We start from the raw sequence: 17,666 nt of genomic DNA, 5'->3' as shown, positions 1-17,666 counted from the left end.
CACACGCTTTTCCGTTCGACGCGGGTTTCCTGCCCGCGTCTTTTTTCACCTCCAGGAGCAGCACGATGGGCATCGATTCCGCATCTTCCGGCGGCGTTTATCCGCTGCATCACGGCGACCACAATTCGCAGAGCGTGCCGCCGACCGTCAATCCGGTCGCGTTGAGTCACGGCCGCGACCAGCCGTTCTTCGATCCGGTTGCGTACGGCAACGGCCCCGACGATTCGGTGACCGACACGACCGAAGCGGCCGCGATCACGCATCACGCGATCCTGATCGGCGGGAAGCGCATCGCGTACACGGCAACGGCCGGCCACCTCGTGACGGTCGACCCGAGCAGTTCGCAGCCGGCCGCGAAGATCTTCTACGTTGCATTCACGGCCGACGGCGCGACGGAGGAAACGCGGCCCGTGACATTCTTCTATAACGGCGGGCCCGGTTCGTCGTCGGTGTTCGTGCTGCTCGGCTCGTTCGCGCCGAAGCGCATCAAGACGTCGATGCCGGGTTTCACTCCGCCCGCGCCGTACCAGATGGAAGACAACCCGGACAGCATGATCGACCACAGCGACCTGGTGTTCATCAACCCGGTCGGTACCGGTTATTCGGCGGCCGTCGCGCCGAACAAGAACCGCAACTTCTGGGGCGTCGACCAGGATGCGGATTCGCTGAAGCAGTTCATCAAGCGCTACCTGACGAAGAACAACCGCTGGAATTCGCCGAAATACCTGTTCGGCGAATCGTACGGCACCGCGCGCAGCTGCGTGCTCGCGTACAAGCTGCACGAGGACGGCATCGACCTGAACGGCGTCACGCTGCAATCGTCGATCCTCGACTACCGGCAGGCCGGCAACCCGGTCGGCGCGCTGCCGACCGCGGCGGCCGACGCGTGGTATCACAAGAAACTCGGCGTCACGCCGGCGCCGACCGATCTCGGCGCGTTCGTCGAGGAAGTCGCGCAGTTCGCGCGCACCGACTACCTGAACGCGCTGCGCGCGGTCCCGCATGCGGATCCGGCCGCCGTGCAGAAACTGTCGGAATACACGGGCATCGACACGGCGACGCTGCAGTCGTGGAACCTCAACATCGCCGGCTACGACACGCGCGGCAATTCGCTGTTCCTGACGACGCTGCTGCATGCGCAGGGGCTCGCGCTCGGCTCGTACGACGGCCGCGTGACCGCGATCTCGACGGGCATCGCCGGCAAGATCGACCCGAACTCGGGCGGCAACGATCCGACGATGACGGCCGTGACGGGCGTCTATACGGCGATGTGGAACAGCTACCTGAACGAGCAACTGAAGTACACGTCGAATTCCGCGTTCACGGATCTGAACGACCAGGCGTTCCGGAACTGGGATTTCAGCCACATCGACCCGACCGGCGCGCAGCAGGGCATCGATGCGCAGGGGAACGTGATCCTCTACACGGCCGGCGATCTCGCCGCGGTGATGGCGTTGAACGTCGACCTGAAGGTGCTGTCGGCGAACGGCTTGTACGATTTCGTCACGCCGTTCTACCAGACCGTGATCGACCTGCAGCAGATGCCGCTCGAGGATCAGAAGGTGCGGCAGAACCTGTCCGCGCGTTTCTATCCGTCGGGGCACATGGTGTATCTCGACGGCGGCTCGCGCACTGCGCTCAAACGCGATCTCGCGACGATGTACGACACGACGGTCAGCGATACGGGCGCGCGGATGCGGATTCGCGCGCTGCAGGTGAAGAAGACGGAGACGGGCGGGCACGCGTAGCGTTGCCTGTCTCCTGGTTGCCGCGCGTTGCCGCCAGGGCTCGCGCGGCGGTCGGGTTCCGACGCTGCCGGCCGGTTGTCAGGCCGCAGCGCCGGATCGCGGCGGTATTTCCGCGTCAGTGGCCGGCTTGAGCGGTCGGCCAGTCGAACGGCGTGTACGGCAGCGCGCGCTTGTGGCGCGAACCGTCGTAGAAGCGCAGCACCGTTTCGTACACATGGTCGCTGACCGGCTTGCCTTCGAGGAAATCGTCGATCTCGTCGTAGCTGACGCCGTATGCGTGCTCGTCGGGGCGCAGCGGGCGCAGTTCCTCGAGGTCGGCCGTCGGCACCTTCATCACGATCGATTCCTCGCCGCCGAGCGCGCGGGCAACCGCGCGCACGCGGCGCTTGCTCAGGCCCGCGAGCGGCAGGATGTCCGCGCCGCCGTCGCCGAACTTCGTGAAGAAACCCATCAGCGATTCGGCCGCGTGATCGGTGCCGATCACGATGCCGCGCCGCGCGCCGGCCACCGCGTACTGCGCGATCATGCGCTCGCGCGCCTTGATGTTGCCGTGCACGAAATCCTGTTGCGCGGGCGTGTCGAATGCATGGCCGGATGCGACCAGCGACGCGAGCATCGCATCGGCGGCCGGCTTCACGTCGACGGTCAGTTCCTCGTCCGCACGCACGAACGCGAGCGCGCGCTGCGCATCGGCTTCGTCGTTCTGCACGCCGTTCGGCAAACGCATCGCGATGAAGCGCGCATCGTAGCCGTCGGCGCGCAGGCGTTCGACCGACAGTTGCGCGAGCCGCCCGGCCGTCGACGAATCGACGCCGCCGCTGATGCCGAGCACGTAGGTCCGCAGGCCGGTTGAACGAAGGTAGTGCGCGAGGAAATCGACGCGGCGGGCGATCTCGGCCTCGGCGTCGAAGTGCGGGGCGACGTTCAGTTCGGCAATGATCGCGCGTTGGCGGCTGGCGTAATCGGCGGATGTCATGAAGGGAGTTCCGGAACGAAATGCAAGGCGCCCATCATAAGCGCAATCGCGGCGGGGCGCCGCGCCGGGCATGCGATCCGGCCGCCCTGCGTTGCTTCGGCGAGACGCGCTGCCTCGCCGTGGTGCACGGTGCGCCGGGCGGGTGCAGGATGCTGCGGGAAGGGCGTTCGTGACGCAGGTCTCGATGAGCTTGTCGGCAAGCGTCGGCGCGGCCGCGCGACCGCACGACCGCACGACCGCACGACCGCACATGTGCGCCCGCGTCAGCGCCGCGCGAGCACGACGCCCGCCAGCGCGAGCGCGAAGCCGAACAGCTGGATCGCCGCGAGCGTCTCGCCGAACAACAGGTAACCCTGCAGCGCGGCAAGCGGCGGCGCGAGGAACAGCAGCGACGTTGCGCGCGCCGCGTTGCCACGCCGCAGCATCCACATCAGCATCGTGACCGCGCCGCCGGACAGGAACACGACGCCCCACACGAGCGACACCCACAGCGCCGGCGCGCCGATCCAGCGGGTTTCATGAAGCAGCACGACGAAGATCGCCGCGACGATCGCCGCGCCGAAGTTCTGCACGGCGACCGCGGTGCGCAGGTCGCTCTGCGCGAGCCTGCCTTTCTGGTACAGCGAACCGGCGGTGATCGACCCGACCGCGAGCACCGACACGGCAACCACGAACCATGCGGGCGCCGCGCCCGGCGGCGGCGCGACGCCGCCCGCGACCTTCGGCGCCAGCACGAGCGCGACGCCGGCGAGCCCGAGCGCCATCCCGAACCAGCCGCGCGCGGGCAGGCGCTCGTTGAACAGCGGGACGGCGAGCACGGCGGTGGCGAGCGGCTGCAGCGCGCCGAGCAGCGCCATGACGCCCGCGTTCAGCCCTTGCGCGACGGCCCAGTAGCTCGCGCCGAGATAGACGCCCTGCAGCAGCGCGCCTGCGATCAGGTGGCGCGGCCACTCGCGGCGGGCCGGCCACGGCGCGCGCGCGACGAGCGCCACCGTGCCGAACAGCGCGGCCGTGCCCGCGAAACGCGCGAGCAGGAACAGGTTGGGATCGGCGTAGGGCTTGATGGCCCGTGCAACGATGAAGCCGGTGGACCACAGCGCGACGAAAGCGGCGGCGACGATCGAGGTAAGCATGCGAGGCGGGCCGCGATGCGGCCGGACGGAATCGTAAAGTCGGCCAGTATCGGGGGAAGCGGCAGCGGCGTCTTGTCGAATCCTGCACTCGGGCCGCGCATCGTGTGAATGCGCCGGCGCTCGTTGCGTGCCGGGCGTCCTGCTTGAGGCGCGGGCCGGCTATCGGCGGGCGCGAGCGGAGCGCGGACGGGAAGGGCGCCACACCGCACGCGGTGCGGGCAAGCGAGAAGCGGCGGAGATCAGTCGATCGAGAACGTGTCGAGCGGCTGGTTGGCGCGCGCGTCGGTCGCGAAGCGTGCGGCGAGCTGCTCGTAGAGCCGGCGGGCCTCGTCGAGCGTCAGGTCGATCCAGTACGGATCGCCGGCCGCATCGTTGAGTCGTTCGGGCGGAAACTGGATTTCGATCACGCTGCCTTTGCGATACATTGTGCGGACCCCTTTGCCTGGTCTGTCGTTCGAGGAAGCGCAAAGTGTAGCAACCGGCACCGCGCCGATTCGCGCGCGTCAGGCAATACAGAATTTCGCTTTCGCGAAACCGGCCGGCCGCGTTTCGCGCCGCAGTCAAATCGCGGTCAAACGGCCGTAATACAATGGCCGGCTTACCCATTACCAGTCGCCTCGGGCGCACACGCGATGCTGGCGGAACAACGTCATCAATACATCCTGTCGGAGCTCGGACGGTCGGGCGCGTTGTCGGTCGCGGAGCTCGTGCGCTCGCTCGACGTGTCGCGCGAGACCGTGCGGCGCGACCTGAACGCGCTCGCCGCGCGCGGCCTGCTCGTGATGACGCACGGCGGCGCGCTGGCCGCCGATCGCCGCGAGCCGAGCCTGTCCGAGCGCGAAGCCGCGAACGCCGAAGCGAAACGCACGATCGGGCGGCGCGCGGCCGAGTTCGTGCCCGACGACGCATCGGTGCTGATCGATTCGGGCAGCACGCCGCATGCGGTCGCGCTGGCGCTCGCCGACCGGCACCGGCTGTCGATCTACACGAACGACTGGCGCACCGCGTTCGTGCTCGCGCGGCGCAACGGCAACCGCGTGACGCTGCTCGGCGGCGAGCTGTCCGACGACGAGGACGCAACCTTCGGGCTCGACACGATTCACCAGCTCGCGCAATACCACGTCGATTTCGCGTTCGTCGGCGCCGGCGGCATCACGCCCGACGGCGAGTGCACCGACTACTCCCGGATCGCGGCCGAGGTGCGCAGCCGGATGATCGCGGCGGCCGGCACGGCAATCATCGTCGCCGACCATTCGAAATTCGGCCGCGTGACGCCGGTGCGGATCAACGGCGCGGCCGCCGCGCGCTATCTCGTGACGGAACGCGCGCCCGACAAGGCCGTGCGCCGCGCGCTGACCGCACGCGGGATCGAACTGCTCGTGTGCGACTGACGCGCGTCCGACATACAAGGTTCATCGAACCGTCATTCCGCGGGAAGAACCTCTGCCGACACTGACCCATTCATTTCGACCGGCCTCGCGGCCAGGGAGCAACGAATGACCGTCAGCGTGCGCAGCTATCTTTCCCCCACTCTCGTCCTGCTGGCCTTCGACTGGGCCGATGCGCAGTCGCGCAACGATTTCCTCGGCTTTGCGATCCGGCGCACGCCGGGATTCTGGTCGGCCGACGGCAGGACGCGTGCACCGAACAACTGGCTGCCGAACCGCCTGACGTTCGACGGCCCGGCCGCCGACACACAGGGCGACGCGCCGACCGACCAGGCGCCGATCCAGAAATTCATGTGGTGGGACGCGCGCATCGATCCGCAGGACCGCGGCGCGTCGTTCCGCTACGACGTCTATCCGGTCGTCGGCACGCCGGCGAACCTGCAGGTGCTCGACGCGCAAGCCGGCGTGTGCGACGTCGTGCTGCCCGCGCATATCGAGGACGGCATCGGCACGTGGTTCAACCGCGCGGTGGTGAGCTCGCAGGCGTTCGCGAAGCAGGTCGCGGCGCTGGGCCTCGCGCCGAATGCGGCGCCGAGCGATGCGCAGGCACTGAAGCTGCGCACCTGGCTCGCGAACGACATGGAGCAGGTGTTCGCGGAGATGCTCGACCCCGCGTCGCGCGCGGCGTCGGCCGTCTATCACCTGACCGACACGCTGTGGGCGCTGCCCGCGTTCGAAGCGTTCGGGCACAAGCACGGCGACGCGTCGCTCGCGATCGTCTACGACGCGCACACGACGGCGCGCAAGGGCAAGCCGCCGCTGCCGTCGCCGAACCAGCCGGCTGTCGACGCGCTGCAGGGGCTTGCGACGCTCGCGCCGCGCGACAAGACGCACATCATGCACGACAAGTTCATCGTGACCGACGCGCCGTCGAACCCGGCGCCCGCGCGCGTGCTGACCGGTTCCGCGAACTTCACGACCGAGGGGCTGACGGAGCAGGCGAACGTGCTGCATGCCTTCGACTCGCCCGCGCTTGCCGCGCTGTACAACGACCGTGCGCATGCGCTGGCCGGCAATCCGTCGATCGCGGACACGGCACGGCTCTCACCGGGCTGGTCGGCGCCGATGACGATCGGCAGCGCGCAGGTGCGGCTGGCGTTCTCGCCTGAACCGGCGGGGCAGCGCACCGAGATCGACACGATCGTCGCCGCGATCGCGGCCGCTAAGCATTCGGTGTCGTTCTGCCTGTTCATGCCGACCGACGCGGCGTTGCGCGACGCGTGCTTCGCGGCCGGCGACCGCGGGCTGATGATGTTCGGGCTGGTGAACAAGATCAACATCGGCAGCGCGACGAAGGCCGATGCCGCGCAGCAGGCCGGCCAGCCGCTCGATGCGGCGACGCTCGCGAACCTCGAGCTGTATCACCGCAGCCGCGACAACCACGACGTGATCGACGCCGAGTACTTCTCGCCGGCGACGGTGCCGCAGGGCTTCGAGCCGGAATGGCGGCAGTTTCCGGGCGAACCGGCGCCGGCCTATCCGCCCGTCGTGATCCACCACAAGTTCATCGTGATCGATGCGGAAGGCGCGAATCCGGTCGTCTATACGGGCTCGGCGAACATGAGCCGCAATTCGGAGCAGTACAACGACGAGAACCTGCTCGAGATTCGCGACAAGCGGATCGCGGCGATCTATCTGGCTGAATTCCTGCGGCTCTACGAGCACTATCGCGCGCGTGCGCTGGCGATCGGGGCGAAGCAGCACGGCACGAGTACCGGCACGGGCACGCATGTACGGCTCGCGCTCGCGCCCGATTCGAGCTGGGCGAAGAAGTATTACGTGGCGGGAAGCCCGGAAGAGAAGGCGCGGATCGCGCTGGCGTCGACCGCGCCGACGGACTGATGCGGGAAGGGCGCGGTTGCTGCGTGCCCCGGGGTGCGCTGCCCGGGAGCCCGGGCAGCCGCCGCTTACGCGGCGACGTAGCGCAGCACGGCGTCGGCGATCGTGTCGCGATGCCGCGCGCGCAGGCGCGGCGCCGACGGATCGCGGCCGAACGCGGCGCCGAACGTATAGCGGTTCGACACGCGGTGGAAGCAGAACGAACTGATCAGCAGGTGCAGGTCGAATGCGTCGATGTCCTTGCGGAACGCGCCGCTTGCCGCGCCGCGCTCGACCAGTTCCTCGAGCGTCTTGATGATGCTGACGTTGCGGTTCTTGAACGACTTGAGCTGTTCGAGATACTTCGCGCCGTGGATGTTCTCGATCGACACGAGGCGGACGAAGTCGCGATGCTTGTCGTGATAGTCGAACGTGAATTCGACGAGGCGGCGCATGCCTTCGCGCGGCTCCATGTCGCCGACGTGCAGTTCCTGCTCGAGCGCGCGGATGTCGCCGTACACCTTCTCCAGCACGGCCTCGTACAGGCCTTCCTTGCTTTCGAAGTAGTAATAGAGCATCCGCTTCGTCGTGTTCGTGCGCTCGGCGATCGCGTCGACGCGCGCACCGGCGAGGCCCATCGCGGAAAATTCCTGCGTGGCGACATCGAGGATGTTGCGCTTGGTTTGCTCGGGATCGTATTTGCGCCGCGCGTCGGACGCAAGCGCGCGGCTTTCGGACGTGGCGGCCTTGCTTCCTGCTTTCATGTGATCTTGTTCTGGCTTCGCGGCGGCTTGGACCAGCCATTCTAGCATGTGGGAAATCCGCGTCCGGCCGACCTTCCGCTCTAATCGGCCAGGCCGTTTCGGCCGCCGCGGCTGCTCAGCGGCGGCAGGACGCGAGCGCGTCGCGGGCCTGGTACGCCGTGTACGTGAGCTGCGCGGCGGCGAGGCCGGCCAGCCCGAACGTGCGCGTGAGCCCGAACGCGGCGAAACCGTCCGGCACCGGCCGGCCTTCGGCCAGCGCGGCCGCGAGCGCTTCGCCGGCGACCGTGGTCGGCGCCATCCCGTGGCCGCCGAACGCGATCGCGTGCCACACGCCGTCCGCGTCGCGTCCGATCTGCGGCATCTTGTGCCGCGCGTAGCTCATCAGCCCGCCCCACGCGTAGTCGACCTTCACGCCTTCGAGTTGCGGATACACGCGCAGCAGGTCGCGCCGCAGCAGGCGCGCGATCGCGTCGGGGCCGCGGTCGAGCACCGAGATCCGGCCGCCCCACAGGATCCGCGTGTCCTTCAGCGGGCGGTAGTAGTCGAACGCGAAACGTGTGTCGTAGATCGCGTACGGCGCGTCGATCGCGTCCGGCAGGCGCGCGCCGAGCGGTTCGGTCGCGATCACGTAGGTCGCGATCGGCAGCACCGCGCGTTCGATGCGCGGCGACACGCCGCGCGCGTAGCCGCCGCCGGCGAACACGACGTCCTTCGCGCGCACCGCGCCCTGCGCCGTGCGCACGACGTATCCGGCGCCTTCGCGCGCGATGCCGAGCGCGGCCGAGCGTTCGTAGATGCGCGCGCCGCCGCGCGACGCGGCCGCCGCGACGCCGAGCACGTACTTGAGCGGATGGAAGTGGAATGCGTTCGGCTCGAACAGGCCGCCGTAGTAGCGCTGCGTCTTCAGCCGCGCGCGCAGCGCGTCCGTCGACACGGGTTCCCAGTCAACGCCGAGTTCGCGCTTCATCAGCGTACGCACGCTGTCGAGCCTGGAAGGATCGTCGAACCAGTTCGCGAGCATCACGCCCTCGTCGACGATGTCGCAATCGATCCCGTAGCGCGCGATCCGCGCGCGGATCAGGTCGACCGCATCGACGGTGAGCCGGTACAGCCGGCGCCCTTCGTCGCGGCCGAGCGTGCGCAGCAGGTCGGCGTTGTCGAGGCTGTAGCCGCCGAACACGAAGCCGCCGTTGCGGCCCGATGCGCCGAAGCCGACCCGTTCGCTGTCGAGCACGACGACGTCGTGCACGCCGCGTTCGACGAGGCCGAGCGCCGTGCACAGGCCGGCGAGGCCGCCGCCGACGATGCAGACCTGCGTGTCGATCGTGCCGGTCAGTTGCGGGTAGGGCTGGCGGGTAACGGTGGCTTCGTAGAAGTTCTGCATGCGATTCAATGACTCTTGACGGCGGAAAAACGGACGGCGCGCGTCGATCTTGCCTGAACGTGCGCGCCGCGTCGAATGGGGGCGCAGGGCGCCGGCTGCCGCGGTCGCGCGGCGGCCGGCGCGATGCGGATCGTCACGCGCCCGGCGTCGGGTTGGCCGGGCGGGCGACGTAGCCCGCGTAGCCGGTTTCGGCCTGCGGTGCCGCTTCGGGTATCGCGTTGCGTTCGATCCACGGTGCGATCTCCATGTCCTCGTAGCGCACCAGGCGGCATTTGCGCACGAGCGCGTAGCCGAGCCAGATCGCGAGGAAAAACGGCAGGCCGATGTAGGTCGCGGCGATACCCACCCAGTCGACCTTGTCGGCGAGGAACGCCTGGTAATCCTGGCCGAGCGCGACGACCGCGCACAGCGCGAACGCGAACAGCGGGCCGAACGGGAACCACTTCGCGCGGTACGGCAACTGGTCGAGCCGGTAGCCCTGCTTCAGGAAACCCTTGCGGAACCGGTAGTGGCTGACCGCGATGCCGAGCCACGTGATGAAGCCGGCCATGCCCGACGTGTTCAGCAGCCACAGGTACACCGTCTTGTCGCCGTACAGCGACGTGAGGAAGCACAGCGCGCCGACGGCCGTCGTCGCATACAGCGCATTGCGCGGCACGCCGCCCGGCGACAGCTTCGCGAACAGCCGCGGCGCGCGGCCTTCGACCGCGAGGTTGAAGAGCATCCGCGTCGACGCGTACATGCCCGAGTTGCCGGCCGACAGCACGGCGGTCAGGATCACCGCGTTCATCACGCCGGCCGCGAATGCGAGGCCCGCGTGGCGGAACACGAGCGTGAACGGGCTCACGCCGATGTCGGTCACGTCGCTCTTCAGCAGGCTCGGGTCGGTATAGGGAATCAGCACGCCGATCACGAAGATCGCGAACACGTAGAACAGCAGGATGCGCCAGAAGATCTGCTTCACCGCGCGCGGGATCGTCGTGCGCGGGTTTTCCGATTCGCCCGCCGCGACGCCGATCATTTCGGTGCCCTGGAACGAGAAACCCGCGATCATCGCGACGCCGAGCATCGTCGCCCAGCCGCCGGCGAACGGCGCGTCGCCGATCGTGAAGTTGCCCCAGCCCGCGCTCGGGCCGCCCTGCATGATCCCGAAGATCATCAGCAGGCCGACGCCGACGAACGCGAGCACCGTCAGCACCTTGATCAGCGCGAACCAGTATTCGGCTTCGCCGAAACCGCGCACCGACAGCGCGTTGAGCGCGAAGATCAGCGTGAGGAACAGCGCGCTCCACCAGACGCCCGGCACATGCGGGAACCAGTAGTTCATCACGAGCTGTGCGGCGACGAGTTCCACCGCCAGCGTCACGGCCCAGCTGTACCAGTAGTTCCAGCCGAGCGCGAAGCCGAAACCTTCGTCGACGAACTTCGCGCCGTAGGTCGCGAACGAGCCCGACACGGGCATGAACGCGGCCATCTCGCCGAGGCTCGTCATCAGGAAATAGACCATCAGGCCGATCACCATGTACGCGAGCATCGCGCCGCCGGGGCCGGCCTGCGAGATCGACGCGCCGGACGCGACGAACAGGCCCGTGCCTATCGAGCCGCCGATCGCGATCATCCGCAGATGGCGGGCCTGCAGCGCGCGGTGGAGGGACGGCTTCGCGGGCGGCGAGCCGGACGGACGGGGCGAATCGGGGCGGGCATCTGAGTGCATGGCGGGCGCTGGGTGCTGTCTCCGGGATTGTTTTTCGGTGACGAAGCGCGACGCGTTGCCGGCCGCGAGCCGGGCAGCGGTGATGCGTTGCGGAAACGGGCCGGATGAACCGGGTCGCGATGCGTGTCGCCTTCGTCGGTCGTCCGGCTGCCGTAGTGGCGGCCGGCGGCGCGCCGGGTGCGTTGCACCTCGACGTCGCATCGATTGTGTGTGCCCGATGCATGGGCCGGCAAACGATATTTCCGAACAGGGTGATGCGGCTTTGTCATCAACTTGCGTCACGTCGAGACGCGTCCGGCGGCCCGGCTACTGGCTTTGGAAACGTCCCGTGTCAGCACAAAAACACATCGGTCTGGCCGGCCGAGGTGTTGCGTTTTGGGAATGAAGTCGTGAGTTAATATCAATAGCGGCCCGACTTGTGGCCGCCGACAATGTGTTTCATGGATCGTGCCTCGCGAGGCGAGGGCGTGCCGTCCTGCCGGGCTTCCGGCGGCGGCGCAGCGCGATGCGCCGTGCGGCGCACCGGGCCCGCCGAGCTGCGCATCCGCTTGCACAGGGCGCGCGAACGCGCTCCAATCGAATCACGCGGGCGGCGCTGCCGCCGCACCGATCAATCTGTCCCTGAAGAGGAAGTGATGCAATTCAACGACATTCTTGCCGCGCTCGATATCGATCTCGCCCAGTGGAAAGGCAATGCGCTGACCGCGCGTTCGCCGCTCGACGGCGCGACGCTCGCGACGCTGGCTGTCGACACGCCCGCCGACGCCGAGCGCAAGATCGACGCCGCGCACGACGCATTCCTCAAGTGGCGCACGGTGCCGGCGCCGGTGCGCGGCGAACTCGTGCGCGTGTTCGGCAACGTGCTGCGCGAGCACAAGGCCGAGCTTGGCCGCCTCGTCACGCTCGAGGCCGGCAAGATCACGTCGGAAGGCCTCGGCGAAGTGCAGGAAATGATCGACATCTGCGATTTCGCGGTCGGCCTGTCGCGCCAGCTTTACGGCCTGACGATCGCGTCCGAGCGCCCGGGCCACCGGATGATGGAAACGTGGCACCCGATCGGCGTGTGCGGCGTGATCTCGGCGTTCAACTTCCCGGTTGCGGTGTGGGCATGGAATGCTGCGCTCGCGTTCGTGTGCGGCGATTCGGTCGTGTGGAAGCCGTCCGAGAAGACGCCGCTTACCGCGATCGCGTGCCACGTGCTGCTCCAGAAGGCGCTTCGCGAATTCGACAAGACGCATCCGGGCGTCGCGCCCGCGGAACTGAGCCAGCTCGTGCTCGGCATGCGCGATGTCGGCGAGGTGCTGACGGCGTCGAAGAAGGTGCCGGTCGTCAGCGCGACGGGCAGCGTGCGGATGGGCCAGGAAGTCGCGAAGGTGCTGAGCCAGCGTCTCGCGCGCGGCATCCTCGAACTGGGCGGCAACAACGGGATGATCGTCGCGCCGAGCGCCGATCTCGATCTCGTCGTGCGCGCGGTCACGTTCGCGGCGGTCGGCACGGCCGGCCAGCGTTGTACGACGCTGCGCCGCCTGATCGTGCATCGCAGCCTGGTCGAGCAACTGCTGCCGCGCATCGAGAAGGCCTACGCGTCGGTGAAGGTCGGCAACCCGCTTGAAGAAGGCACGCTGGTCGGCCCGCTGGTCGATCGCGCATCGTTCGATGCGATGCAGAAGGCGCTGGGCGACGCACGCGAACAGGGCGGCGAGGTGAAGGGCGGCGAGCGCGTCGACGTCGGTCACGCGGATGCGTACTACGTGCGTCCGGCCATCGTGCGGATGCCGAAGCAATCGGCCGTGGTCGAGCGCGAGACGTTCGCACCGATCCTGTACGTGATGGTCTACGACAACTTCGACGACGCGATCGAACTGCACAACGCGGTGCCGCAAGGCCTGTCGTCGGCGATCTTCACGAACGACATGCGCGAGGCCGAGCAGTTCATGTCGGCAGCGGGCAGCGACTGCGGGATCGTCAACGTGAACATCGGCACGAGCGGCGCGGAGATCGGCGGCGCATTCGGCGGCGAGAAGGAAACGGGCGGCGGCCGCGAGTCGGGTTCGGATGCGTGGAAGGCGTATATGCGCCGCGCGACGAATACGATCAACTACAGCCGGCAGCTGCCGCTGGCGCAGGGTGTGAAGTTCGACGTGTAATGCGGGGCGCCTGAAAGGGCGCGGCGCATGAATCGGAAGGGCCGGTTGCCGCGATGCGGCAACCGGCCCTTTGTTCGTCTGCGCAACGGCGATTTCGCGTGCGCGTCGTTACGCGTCTCCCACCGCCGGCATGTTCTGCACCACCAGCATCTGCGGGCTCGACAGCGTGATCCCCGCCGCGCGCAACTGCTTCAGGATCTCGAACAGCAGGTCGCTCTTCGTCGAACTCGCGATCCGCGGGCTCGCCACGTAACCCGTCACGCTCAGCGTGATCCCGTCCGGCGTGAGCTGGCTGAACGTTACCGACGGCGCCGGTTTCTCGAGAATCGCGTCATGCGTGCGATATGCGTCGAGCAGCAGGTCGCGCACCTGCTCGGGATCGGTGTTCAACGGGAACGTCAGCACCAGCGTCGCGACGCCCTGCGTGCTGTTGCCCATCGTCACGTTGCGCAGGTTCTGCGAGATCAGTTGCGAGTTCGGCACGATCACGGTCGAGCGGTCGCTGAGCTGGATCTCGGTTGCGCGGACGTTGATGCGGCGGATGTCGCCTTCGACGCCCGCGATGCTGATCATGTCGCCCACCTTCACCGGACGCTCGGTCAGCAGGATCAGCCCCGACACGAAATTCTTCACGATCTCCTGCAGGCCGAAGCCGATACCCACCGACAGCGCGCTGACGATCCACGCGAGGTTGTTCCACCGGACGCCGAGCAGGCCCAGCGTCATCAGCACGAGCAGCACGTAGCCGACGTTGGTGAACAGCGTGATCAGCGACACGCGCATCCCCGTATCCATGCCGAGCGCGGGCATGAACTCGCCGTCGAGCCAGCGGCGCAGCGAACGCAGCAGGTAGAAGCCGATCGCGAACCCGATCACGGCGTTCAGGATCCGGTCGGGCATGATGTTCAGGCTCTGCAGCCGCTGGCTGCCGATCATCGCGACCGCGCTGTCGAGCAGGTCGCCCGGCGTCGTGCCGAAGCCGCCCGTCAGCAGCGCGATGGCCGCGATCAGCATCAGCAGGCTCGTGCCGAAACCGGACAGGACCGTGCGGGCCTGGTCGAGGTGCCGGTCTTCGAGCGCGAACAGGTGTTTGATCTGCTGGCCCGTCGACAGGCTCACGGAGAACAGGCTTTCGCTCGCGTCGCGCGTCAACTGGATCAGGATATAGGTGGCACACAGCACGATCTCGAACCACACGAGTTCGTAGGTGATGAAGCGCGCGACCGTGATGTAGCCGATCAGGAGTGCGATCAGCGATACGACGATCGCCAGCGTGACGCCGGCGTGGATCAGCCCGGCGAGCGTCGAGCGCTGCTCGGGCGCCTCGCCGGCCGCCGCGAGCACACTGCGCGCGCGGTTCGAACGCAGCAGCGACGCGCCGACCGTCAGCGCGACGACGAGCGACACGATGCCGCGACCGAACAGCGTGACCGACAGGCTGGTGTCGACGATCCGGTTGATCGATTCGAGCGTGCCGGACATCAGCAGCAGCGCGGCCAGGATGCCGGGGAACGGCCTCATCGCGCGCGCGACGGGATCGGCCAGTGCCGGCAGGCGCCACGACGGATGCCTCGTGCAGAGCAGCGCGCGGCCGAGCCCGGCGATCAGTGCGCAGGTCGCGGCGAGTTTCGCGAACTGGTCCCACAGATCGGTCAGCGACGGCGTGAGCTCGTAGTGGCGTGCGACGGCGAGGTAGAGGATCTGAACGGCAAACGCGGTTGCCAGGAATGTCGACAGCGCGGTCGACAGCGCCAGCGCGCTGCGGCGCAAGCGGGTGGGCGGCAGGCGGTTCAGGCAGATCCACGCGAGCCCGCGCTCGATGAGCCGGCGGCCGCCGAGCCACATCGCGAACGACGCGATCAGCAGCAGCGCGGTGATCGCCCGATATCCTGGCACCCACGACGAGCGCAGCATGTCGCGCAGTTCGTCGTTGAAATCCTCGAGCCGCTGGACGTCGTCCGGCGAACGCTGGAACAGCGGCAGCCAGAACTGCGCGCTGAAGATGCCGCCAGAACGGAACGCGAGCTGGTTCTTCAACTGGCTGCGATGCAGCTTCGCGAACTGTTCGGTCAGGTTCGCGAGGTTGGTCTTCTGGTCGGCGGCCTGTTTCAGCGCGGCATCGAGTTGCGTCTTGCGCGCGTCCAGCGTCGCGCGCTGCTTCACGACGGCCGGCGTTTCCGGCGCGGCGCCTTCGGCCGGCGCCGGGCCGAGCACGTCGAGTTGCGCCTGGACCTGCGCGCGCTGCGGAACGAGCTGGCTCTGCAGCTTCGCGACATCGGTGCTCAGCTCCTGCGTTGCATCGCCGAGCGCGTCCAGCTCCTTGCTGTTGGACGCGGTCGAGGTCTGCTGCTTGATGCGGTCCTGTTCGACCTGCATCTGCTTGAGCTGCGCGACGGCGTCGTTCAGCGAGATGGTCGGCACGGACGCGTCGGTGCCGCTTGCGCCCGGGGCGGAAGCGGCCGCCGGAAACGCCGACGCGGTCGCGATCGCCGCGAACTGCAGCAGCGCGATCAGCGCGACCCGGCGGGCGTACGTGGATAGTCGTTGTATGAACATGGAATGCTTACGATTTGCCGACAATTCCGGCCGCCGAAAGGCGTCCGGAAGCCGGTAGTTGGCCCGGTAAGCATGTTACCGGGGCGGGGAACGCGTGGTTGTCCCGATTGCGTACCCCGTTTGCGGCGATTTCCGCGACCCGCGCCCGCGCGAAACGGCGTGTCAGGCCCGTACCGTCGGGCCGGCACCGCCGACGCGCGGCGCGGGCGGCGCCGGATCGCCGTTCCGACGCGATTGCCGTACCCGACACACGGTTACGCAATTTACACAATATCCGGCGCGAAATCGGGTGTCCGAATCGGTTCGGGGCGTGCAATACGGCCGGGCCGCCGGCGTGCACGTGCGCCGGACGGACGGGCCGGTACAATGCAGCGATTCACCCGACGGCGGCTCGACGGTCGCCGGACAACAATACACAACACGACACGATCAGGAGACGCGCCCAAGATGGCCTCAACGGACAGCCTTTCGCAGGCATCTTCCCAATCCCCCTCCATCGACCCTGGCTCGATCTCGGCCCGCCTCGACCGCTTGCCACCGACCCGCAGCGTCTGGAAACTCGTCGTCCTGCTGAGCCTCGGCTTCTTCTTCGAACTCTACGATCTGCTGTACAGCGGCTACGTCGCGCCCGGCCTCGTGAAAAGCGGCATCCTTTCGGCGACCACGCACGGCCTGTTCGGCACCACCGGCGTCGCGAGCTTCATCGCCGCGCTGTTCTCCGGGCTGTTCATCGGCACGATTGCGTGCGGCTTTCTCGCCGACCGCTTCGGCCGCCGCGCGATCTTCACGTGGTCGCTGCTGTGGTACACGGCCGCCAACGTCGTGATGGCGTTCCAGGACACCGCGGCCGGGCTGAACTTCTGGCGCTTCGTCGTCGGCCTCGGGCTCGGCGTCGAGATGGTGACGATCGGTACGTACATCTCCGAACTCGTGCCGAAGCAGATCCGCGGCCGCGCATTCGCGTGCGAGCAGGCGGTGGGGTTCGTCGCGGTGCCGGTGGTCGCGTTCCTCGCGTACCTGTTCGTGCCGCATGCGCCGCTCGGTCTCGACGGCTGGCGCTGGGTCGTGCTGATCGGCGCGCATGGCGCGCTCTTCGTATGGTGGATTCGCCGCGAACTGCCGGAAAGCCCGCGCTGGCTCGCGCAGCAGGGCCGCGTCGACGAAGCCGACCGCATCATGCGTGCGCTCGAAGCGAAGGTCGAAGCCGAATACGGGCGGCCGCTGCCGCCGCCTGCGCCGGCCGAGCCCGTGCCGCCGCGCGGCAGCTTCCGCGACATGTGGGTGCCGCCGTATCGCAGCCGCACGATCATGATGACGATCTTCAACGTGTTCCAGACGGTCGGCTTCTACGGCTTCGCGAACTGGGTGCCGACGCTGCTGATCAAGCAGGGCATCACGATCACGTCGAGCCTGATGTATTCGAGCGTGATCGCGCTCGCGGCGCCGATCGGCCCGCTGATCGGCCTCGTGATCGCGGATCGCTTCGAGCGCAAGTCGGTGATCGTCGCGATGGCCGCGGCGATCGTCGTCTGCGGGCTGCTGTTCAGCCAGACGACGGTGGGCGCATTCCTGATCGTGCTCGGCATCGGCCTCACGCTCGCGAGCAACATCATGTCGTACAGCTTCCACGCGTATCAGGCCGAGTTGTTCCCGACGTCGATCCGCGCGCGGGCCGTCGGTTTCGTCTATTCGTGGAGCCGCTTCTCGGCGATCTTCTCGTCGTTCGCGATCGCGGCCGTGCTGAAGGGCTTCGGCACCTTCGGCGTGTTCGCGTTCATCGCAGGCGCGATGGCGATCGTGATGGCCGCGATCGGGCTCATGGGGCCGCGCACGAAGGGCATCGCGCTCGAAGCCATTTCGAAGTAGCCGGTGGTTGTGCACGCGTGTCGCATGGTTCGTGCGGCATGCGTGCGATGCAGTTTTCTCCAGGGAGAAACTGCACCGCCGAAATGATTCGGCATACGAATTTACTGGGTGA

Annotated in this window: 12 protein-coding genes; 5 read left to right on the top strand and 7 right to left on the bottom strand. The window is 67.9% G+C overall.

What is annotated here, in order from left to right:
• Positions 1 to 65 precede the first annotated feature (65 nt).
• Positions 66 to 1,748 carry a S10 family peptidase gene (locus tag LXM88_RS28050; protein WP_262546250.1) on the top strand — a complete coding sequence of 561 codons (1,683 nt, stop codon included), beginning with the start codon at positions 66 to 68 and terminating at the stop codon, positions 1,746 to 1,748.
• 115 nt (positions 1,749 to 1,863) lie between these two features.
• Here the strand turns inward: LXM88_RS28050 and nadE are convergent, their stop codons facing one another.
• From nadE to LXM88_RS28035, 3 genes are all read right to left on the bottom strand, one after another.
• The gene (gene nadE, locus LXM88_RS28045) at positions 1,864 to 2,724 is read right to left on the bottom strand and encodes an ammonia-dependent NAD(+) synthetase (protein ID WP_262546248.1); all 861 of its coding nucleotides are present in this window, start codon (positions 2,722 to 2,724) and stop codon (positions 1,864 to 1,866) included.
• Positions 2,725 to 2,987: 263 nt separating this feature from the next.
• The gene (locus LXM88_RS28040) at positions 2,988 to 3,857 is read right to left on the bottom strand and encodes a DMT family transporter (protein ID WP_262546246.1); all 870 of its coding nucleotides are present in this window, start codon (positions 3,855 to 3,857) and stop codon (positions 2,988 to 2,990) included.
• Between the two features lie 239 nt (positions 3,858 to 4,096).
• Complete coding sequence (locus LXM88_RS28035; protein ID WP_006480515.1) at positions 4,097 to 4,282, bottom strand: hypothetical protein; 186 nt, start codon at positions 4,280 to 4,282, stop codon at positions 4,097 to 4,099.
• A gap of 207 nt (positions 4,283 to 4,489) precedes the next feature.
• Between LXM88_RS28035 and LXM88_RS28030 the strand changes: the two genes are divergently transcribed.
• On the top strand, positions 4,490 to 5,248 hold the full coding sequence (locus LXM88_RS28030; RefSeq protein WP_175918620.1) for a DeoR/GlpR family DNA-binding transcription regulator: 759 nt from the start codon (positions 4,490 to 4,492) through the stop codon (positions 5,246 to 5,248).
• A gap of 105 nt (positions 5,249 to 5,353) precedes the next feature.
• The gene (locus LXM88_RS28025) at positions 5,354 to 7,147 is read left to right on the top strand and encodes a phospholipase D-like domain-containing protein (protein WP_262546197.1); all 1,794 of its coding nucleotides are present in this window, start codon (positions 5,354 to 5,356) and stop codon (positions 7,145 to 7,147) included.
• 65 nt (positions 7,148 to 7,212) lie between these two features.
• On the opposite strand, the gene LXM88_RS28020 is transcribed toward LXM88_RS28025, so the two are convergent.
• The 3 genes from LXM88_RS28020 to LXM88_RS28010 all read right to left on the bottom strand — a co-directional run bounded on the left by LXM88_RS28020 (position 7,213) and on the right by LXM88_RS28010 (position 10,985).
• Entirely contained in the window at positions 7,213 to 7,887 is a 675-nt protein-coding gene (locus tag LXM88_RS28020) for a TetR family transcriptional regulator (protein ID WP_034180911.1), read from the bottom strand.
• A 115-nt stretch (positions 7,888 to 8,002) separates the two neighbouring features.
• Complete coding sequence (locus LXM88_RS28015; RefSeq protein WP_262546192.1) at positions 8,003 to 9,271, bottom strand: NAD(P)/FAD-dependent oxidoreductase; 1,269 nt, start codon at positions 9,269 to 9,271, stop codon at positions 8,003 to 8,005.
• 133 nt (positions 9,272 to 9,404) lie between these two features.
• Entirely contained in the window at positions 9,405 to 10,985 is a 1,581-nt protein-coding gene (locus tag LXM88_RS28010; protein WP_262546189.1) for an amino acid permease, read from the bottom strand.
• 635 nt (positions 10,986 to 11,620) lie between these two features.
• Between LXM88_RS28010 and amaB the strand changes: the two genes are divergently transcribed.
• Positions 11,621 to 13,132: an L-piperidine-6-carboxylate dehydrogenase gene (amaB, locus tag LXM88_RS28005; protein WP_262546187.1), complete on the top strand. Its 1,512-nt coding sequence runs from the start codon at positions 11,621 to 11,623 to the stop codon at positions 13,130 to 13,132.
• Between the two features lie 108 nt (positions 13,133 to 13,240).
• Here the strand turns inward: amaB and LXM88_RS28000 are convergent, their stop codons facing one another.
• Complete coding sequence (locus LXM88_RS28000) at positions 13,241 to 15,688, bottom strand: DUF3772 domain-containing protein (RefSeq protein ID WP_262546184.1); 2,448 nt, start codon at positions 15,686 to 15,688, stop codon at positions 13,241 to 13,243.
• Between the two features lie 447 nt (positions 15,689 to 16,135).
• On the opposite strand from LXM88_RS28000, the gene LXM88_RS27995 reads away from it, so the two are divergent.
• A complete protein-coding gene (locus tag LXM88_RS27995) occupies positions 16,136 to 17,554 on the top strand; it encodes an MFS transporter (protein ID WP_262546183.1) in 1,419 nt (472 codons plus the stop codon).
• Positions 17,555 to 17,666 lie beyond the last annotated feature (112 nt).

The sequence above is a fragment of the Burkholderia sp. S-53 genome (assembly GCF_025560745.1).
Taxonomy (GTDB): Bacteria; Pseudomonadota; Gammaproteobacteria; order Burkholderiales; family Burkholderiaceae; genus Burkholderia; species Burkholderia pyrrocinia.
The sequence above is the reverse complement of the archived record's forward strand: the minus strand, read 5'-3'. Positions and strand labels throughout refer to the sequence as shown.